Consider the following 6,391-nt stretch of genomic DNA (forward strand, 5'->3'; position numbering starts at 1 on the left):
CCCCTTTTTTTCCTCTTTTTCCCCTTTCCCACCCTCCCCCCCCCCCCCCCGCCGCGTGCGGCGTCGGCCACCTGTTCAATGTGGCGCAGCATCTGCTTGTGCAGGCTGAAGGGGGCCATCAGCAGATGGCGCGGGGTGCGCACACGGGTGAGGCTGGCCAGTTGCTGGAACACCACGTCGGCATCGGCCGTCAACTCCGCATCGGCCGTGAGGCAGCCGATATCGGTGTACAGGCGGGCCGTCTTGGGGTTGTAGTTGCCGGTGGACAGATGGGCATAACGGCGCAGCACCGGGCCGCGGGCGCCCTCCTCGCGCCGCGTGACCAGCAGCAGCTTGGCGTGTGTCTTCAGACCCACGATGCCGTAGACCACCTGGGCACCCACCGCCTCCAGGCGCTCGGCCCAGTTGATGTTGGCCTCCTCGTCGAAGCGGGCCTTGAGCTCGACCACCGCCATCACCTCCTTGCCCCGGCGCGCGGCCTCGATCAGCAGGTCCATCAGCACCGATTCGCTGCCGGTGCGGTAGATCGTCTGCTTGATTGCCAGCACGTCCGGGTCATGGACGGCTTCACGCAGGAACTGCACCACCGGTTCGAACGACTCGAAGGGATGATGCAGCAGCACATCGCCACGCTTGAGGCGCTCGAACATCGACACCTGCCGCGGCAGATCGCGCGGCCAGGCCGGCTCGAAGGCGGGGAAACGCAGATGGGAGGCATCGGCCTGGTCGATGAGCTGGTTGAGCCGGACGAGGTTCACCGGCCCGTCCACCCGGTACAGTGCCGCCTCGGGCAGGCCGAACTGCCGCAGCAGGAAACCCGACAGCTCGGCCGGGCAGGTGCTGACCACCTCCAGGCGGATGGCCTGACCGAAGTGGCGGGTGGTGAGCGAAGATCGCAGCGCCTGGCGCAGGTTGGTCACGTCCTCCTCGTCGACCGCCAGGTCGGAGTCGCGCGTGACGCGGAACTGGGAGAAGGCCTCGACGCTGCGGCCCGGAAACAGCTCCTCCAGGTGTGCGCGGATCACGCTGGACAGCAGCACGAAGGCCTGCTGCCCGTCGGTCAGCTCCTGCGGCAGGCGGATCACGCGCGGCAGCACGCGGGGCACTTTGACGATGGCGATCGAGTTGTCGCGCCCGAAGGCGTCCTTGCCGCCGAGCTTGACGATGAAGTTCAGCGACTTGTTGGCCACCTGCGGAAAGGGATGGGCCGGGTCCAGCCCCAGGGGCACCAGCAGCGGGCGCACCTGGCGCTGGAAGAAGCGGTCCACCCAGCGCCGCTGGGCTTCGTTGCGCTCGGCATGGTTCAGGATGATGATGCCCTCGCGCTTGAGGGCGGGCATCACCTCCTGGTTGAACACCGCATACTGGTGGTCGATGAGCTCGTGTGCGGCCGCGGCCACCTCGGCCAGGTCGTGCTCCGACACTCCGCCGCCAGGCCGCCGGGCCGCCTCGAGGTAGTCGCCGAAGCGCACCTCGAAGAACTCGTCGAGGTTCGATGAGACGATGCAGATGTAGCGCAGCCGCTCCAGCAGCGGCACGTCCGGTCGCCGGGCCTGGGCCAGCACGCGGCGGTTGAACTCCAGGATGGCCCTTTCGCGGTTGAGCAGCTTCAGGCCGGTGGCGGGCATGCCGGCGGTCGTCGGCCCCGACGACACCCGCTCGATCGACAGGACGGGGGCGAAATCCGAATTCATTGATTCAGTATATGACCGGCGCGTGACGGCTCGACGACAGACGGGCCGCCCGATGGCGGCCGCAGCGGCCCTCAGGCCGGCACCGCAATACCGGACGGGTGCGTCCGTCCGCGCCCCTGCCGGGCAGCCCAGTCGAGGATCTCCAGGCGCCCATCCGCATGTTCCACCAAGGCCGTGAGGCTCTCCACCCAATCGCCGTCGTTCGCATAGAGCACCCCGTCGATGTCGCGCAGCTCGGCATGGTGGATGTGCCCGCACACGACCCCGTCGACACCCCGCCGGCGCGCCTCGCGGGCCAGTGCTTCCTCGAAGTCGCTGACATAGCTCACCGCCCGCTTGACCTTGAGCTTGAGGTACTTCGACAGCGACCAGTACGGCAGCCCCAGACGCGCGCGCAGCGAGTTGACGTGGCGGTTGAGCCTGAGCGTGAACTCGTAGAGCGAGTCGCCCAGGTAGGCGAGCCACTTGGCACACTGGATCACGCCATCGAAAAGATCGCCGTGGGTGATCCACAGGCGCCGGCCGTCGGCGGTCATGTGCACCCAGTCCTCGGCCAGGTCCACGCCGCCGAAGTTGTGCCCCACGTAACGGCGTGCGAACTCGTCGTGGTTGCCCGGGATGAAGATCACGCGCGTGCCCTTGCGGGCCTTGCGCAGCAGCTTCTGCACCACATCATTGTGGGCCTGCGGCCAGTACCAGTGGCGACGCAGTTGCCAGCCGTCGATGATGTCGCCCACCAGGAAGAGTGTCTCGCACTCCACCACCCGCAGAAAGTCCAGCAGCGCCGCGGCCTGGCAGCCCGGCGTGCCCAGGTGGATGTCGGAGATGAAGACGGTGCGCACCCTCAGTACGCCGTCGTCCCGATGCCCCGCCTGGGCCGAAGCGGCGGACTCGGCCCCGTCGGCGCCAAGCGCGCCCGCGGCCGCACGGGCTGCGTGCGACTGAAAGAACTCGGTGGGCGGGATCCATCGCATGGACCCACATCGTGACGTGACGCCGTGACGCCGCCGCGTCAGGGCCGTGACACTCCGATGAACACACGCTACTCGATCATGTCGAAGCCCTGGGCCTCCACCTGCACGAAGGCGCGTGTCATCTCGGCCACGGCCCGGTAGACCCGGGCCCGGGGGTGTGCGGCCAGGGCGTCGCACAGAGCCTCGGCCCATGGTTGCACATGGGTGCGGAAAAAGCGTCTTTGCTGTTCCAGGTTGCACACCGCCGCATCCTCGCCGGCGATGAGATAGCGCATCACCTCGAACACATAGGCCACGTGGTCCTCGGTCTCGCCGCGGGCCTCGTCGCGGGTCAGGCCCAAAGCCGCCAGGTCCTGCCGCAGCGCCACGAGCGGCTTTTCGTTGAGGAAGCCGGCCAGGTAGTACGAGCCGTAGAGGAACACCTCGGGCTTGCCCACGCCCTGGAAGAGCGCGTCGTACTCGTCGGCCACCTCGGCCGGCGTGCTCTGGCGCAGCGCGGCCACCAGCGCCTCCCAGGGCTGCTGCAGGAAGGCGCCCTCGACCGGCGCCTCGGTCACGGCCACCGCAAACTGCCGCAGCAGCCTCTCGTCGGGAGCTGCCATGTACAGCCTGGACAGCACACCGTACATCTCGGCACGCGCCAGCTCCTCGGCGTCGTCAGGTGCCGCAAAGGCGATGGCCGTGGTGCTCATAGGTCGGTGATCCTCACTTCGTCGGACTGGCTGTACAGGTCGATCACACGGCAGTCGCCGCACATGCGCAGCCGCTCCAGCGCCGCCCCTTGGAAAGCGGCATGGCCGGCCAGCTTGCCGATCATCAATTCCACCGCCTTGAGCGTGCCGAAGGGCTTGCCGCAGCGCACGCAGCGATAGGGCTCGACCTCATGCAGCACCCGGGCCTGCTTGCGCGCCTTGCCCGCCTCGGCCAGCCACAAGCGCGGCTGCAGCGTGATGGCCCGCTCGGGGCAGGTGGTCTCGCACAAGCCGCACTGCACACAGTGCTTCTCGATGAAGCGGAGCTGGGGCCGCTCGGGGTTGTCGGCCAGGGCGCCCTCCGGGCAGGCCCCCACGCAGCTCAGGCACAGGGTGCACTTGTCGGTGTCCACCACCACGGTGCCGAACGGCGCGCCCGCCCGGGGCAGGGCAATCTCGTCCACGGGCTGCGGCGCCTGGGCCAGCAGGTGATCGAGGGCCAGCTCCAGCGTGACGCGCTTGTCGGCCTGGGTGGCAAAGCCCGCCGGCTGCCGCACCGTGCGGGCGGCCGGCACGCGCAGGGCCTGGTCCAGGGCCGCCAGGTCGCGCGCATCACGGGCCTCGATCAGCGCCACCGGCGTGCCGTCGAAGCCCAGGCCCTTGAGTATCGCGTTGGCCAGGGCCGCCTGCGCCGCCAGCGCCTCGCGGTATTCGGGCGCCTCCTCATCGGTCAGCAGCACCCAGACATGGGCCGCCCCGTAGGCGAAGGCGGCCAGCCACAGGTCCAGCCCCACGCTGGCGGTGTGCCACACCGCCACGGGCAGCACCCGGGCCGGCACGCCCCGGAGCGTCCCGTCCACCCGCGCGGCCCGGCCCAGGTCCTCCACCAGCCGGGCGCCCGCCCCCTCGCTGTGCAGCAGCAGGGCCGGGCTGCGGCCGCCGGCCTTCAGGTAAGTCGAGATCAGTGTGCGCAGCCGACGGCCCTGGTCCACCGTGTCGGGGTAGGCATAGGCCAGGGCCCCGCTGGGACACACCGTGGTGCAGGCCCCGCAGCCCACGCACAGGTGCGGCTCGACGAAGATGCCGCCTCCATCGTGAATCTCGGAGCGGATGGCGCGAGCCGAGCAGACCTCCACGCAGGCGTTGCAGCCCAGCTTCTCGTTGCGGCTGTGGGCGCACAGCTTGCGCTTGTACTGGAAGAACCTGGGCTTCTCGAACTCGCCCACCCGGTCCTTCAGCGTGAGCACGGCCTGCAGCACACGCGCCTCGTCGCGTCCTGCGTGCACATAGCCCTGCGGCGGCTGGTGCATCGCCAGGCGGGGAGTGTCCCCCAGGTCGAGCACGAGATCGAAGGTCTCTGAGACGGTCTGGGCCTCGCGCTGGAAGTCGATCGCCCCGGCCGCTTCGCACACGCGCACGCAGGCGCGGTGGGAACGGCAGCGGTCCAGGTCCACCTGATAGCTGAAGTCGATGGCCCCCTCCGGGCACACCTCGATGCAGGCGTTGCAGCGGGTGCACAGCTCCAGGTCGATGGGGTTGTCGCTGGTCCAGCTCGCCTCGAAGGCGCCCAGCCAGCCGCGCAACCCGACGAGCCGCCCGGCATGGACGGCCTGGGCGCGGCGCTGCGGCAGCGCCCCGCCACGCCCTTCCACCAGCACCGTCACCTCCAGCGCATCGGCCAGCAGCAAGGCCGCGCGCTGCGCCGCCTCGGCAGGGCCCACCACGAGGCAGCGCCCCGCACTGCGGTAGCTCACCGTGGGCACCGGGGCCGGGTCGGGCAACTGCGCCGCCGCGATCAGGGCGGCCAGCTTCGGAGTGGCCTGTGTCGCATCGCGGGACCATCCGGCCGTCTCGCGGATGTTGACAAAGCGGATCGGCCGTTCGGCCAGCGGCCGGGCGCCCTCAGTCGCTTCGTTCAGCTCCAGGAAGAGCCGGCTCTCCTGGGTGCAGGCCACGAGCAGCTCCTCGCCGCTGCGGGCCGCCCGCTGGAAGGCTCCGGCCTCGCGCCGGCACAGCACGGTGTGAGCCGACAGGTCGGCCTCAACGCCCGCCTGGCCCAGCGCCCGGTTCAGGGCCGCCTCGTCCAGGGGCATCGTGCGATTGCAACTGCAGATCAGGGTTTTCATCGTGGGCTGGCTCACGGCCCGCATCGACGGCGGGCTCCGACGTGGCCGGATCCGGACACTGTGTCACGTTGCCGCCATCGGCGCCATTGGGCTTTGCCTCGGGCCTTTCCACTGGCGTGCGCTCCTCGCGCCACAGCCCCAGGGCCTGCGCCTGCACCATGCGGCGCAGCACCGCCTGCGGCACCGGGGTGAACTGGGTGTAGTCCTCGATGTAGACGTCCAGGCCGTCCATCCGGTTGAAGTGCGGGTCGCTGAAGAGTTTTTTCAGCGCCGCGTGCCGCACCGTCTGGTCGACGTCGGGGGCCATGAAGCGCGAGACGTCCGCGCCCGGGTCCAGCCGCTGCACGTCCTCCAGCGTGGGCGGTGGCGAGGCGGGTGCCGCGGCGGGATCGTCGGCAGGTGGAGGGACTTCGGCCGGCACGGCCGCTGGCGGCCCGGACGCCGCGGCATCGGGCAGCAGCGGCTGCACCGGCCCTGCGTCCGGCTGAGCCTGGCCGGCCTGGGCCTTGCGGCGCGACCAGCGGGCAAGGAAGCCTTCGTCAGCCATCGTGCGCTCCCGGGTCACGCCGGCCGGGCCCCAGGAAGGAAGCCGGGCGCTGGCGCTTCTTGGGTTCGGGCCGGTAATGCTCGTCGGTGTAGGCCTGCAGCCAGACCGCCACCTCGGCCTGCAGCGGCACGTTGTCCACCCGCTCCTGCGCATCGAGCCAGCGACGCACCGCTTGGCGCAGCCGTACGTTGAAAGCCGAATCCGCTTCGGCCAGCGGCTCGGCCAAGTTGTTGAGGTAGTGGGAGTGACAGAAGTGATGCCGGGCGTCGGGCAGGACCGCAGCCACTGCTTCCGGCAAGCCTTTCTGCTTGTCGCTCAAGACGGCCAGAATCAATGGGCGATGTTCGATACGGAATAG

General features: G+C 69.8%; 6 protein-coding genes. All 6 read right to left on the bottom strand.

All coding sequences use genetic code 11. The annotated features are described in order from the left end of the window. Window positions 1–1,628: polyphosphate kinase 1 (ppk1, locus tag ACK42S_RS14430; RefSeq protein ID WP_409708959.1), on the bottom strand; the 1,628-nt coding region annotated here is incomplete at its 3' end. A 137-nt stretch (window positions 1,629–1,765) separates the two neighbouring features. Then, entirely contained in the window at window positions 1,766–2,668 is a 903-nt protein-coding gene (locus tag ACK42S_RS14435) for a UDP-2,3-diacylglucosamine diphosphatase (RefSeq protein WP_409708944.1), read from the bottom strand. A 68-nt stretch (window positions 2,669–2,736) separates the two neighbouring features. Continuing rightward, on the bottom strand, window positions 2,737–3,360 hold the full coding sequence (locus ACK42S_RS14440; protein ID WP_409708947.1) for a molecular chaperone: 624 nt from the start codon (window positions 3,358–3,360) through the stop codon (window positions 2,737–2,739). After that, on the bottom strand, window positions 3,357–5,453 hold the full coding sequence (locus ACK42S_RS14445; RefSeq protein ID WP_409708950.1) for a 4Fe-4S binding protein: 2,097 nt from the start codon (window positions 5,451–5,453) through the stop codon (window positions 3,357–3,359). Before ACK42S_RS14445 ends, ACK42S_RS14440 begins: the two co-directional genes overlap by 4 nt. Next, the gene (locus ACK42S_RS14450) at window positions 5,401–6,033 is read right to left on the bottom strand and encodes a DUF3306 domain-containing protein (protein ID WP_409708953.1); all 633 of its coding nucleotides are present in this window, start codon (window positions 6,031–6,033) and stop codon (window positions 5,401–5,403) included. The genes ACK42S_RS14445 and ACK42S_RS14450 overlap by 53 nt, the downstream gene beginning before the upstream one ends. Further along, on the bottom strand, window positions 6,026–6,391 hold a 366-nt coding region (locus ACK42S_RS14455; RefSeq protein ID WP_409708956.1), incomplete at its 5' end, for a DUF3305 domain-containing protein. The genes ACK42S_RS14450 and ACK42S_RS14455, both read right to left, overlap by 8 nt.

Origin of the sequence: Caldimonas sp. (assembly GCF_046289365.1) — a bacterium.
Lineage (GTDB): Bacteria > Pseudomonadota > Gammaproteobacteria > Burkholderiales > Burkholderiaceae_C > Caldimonas.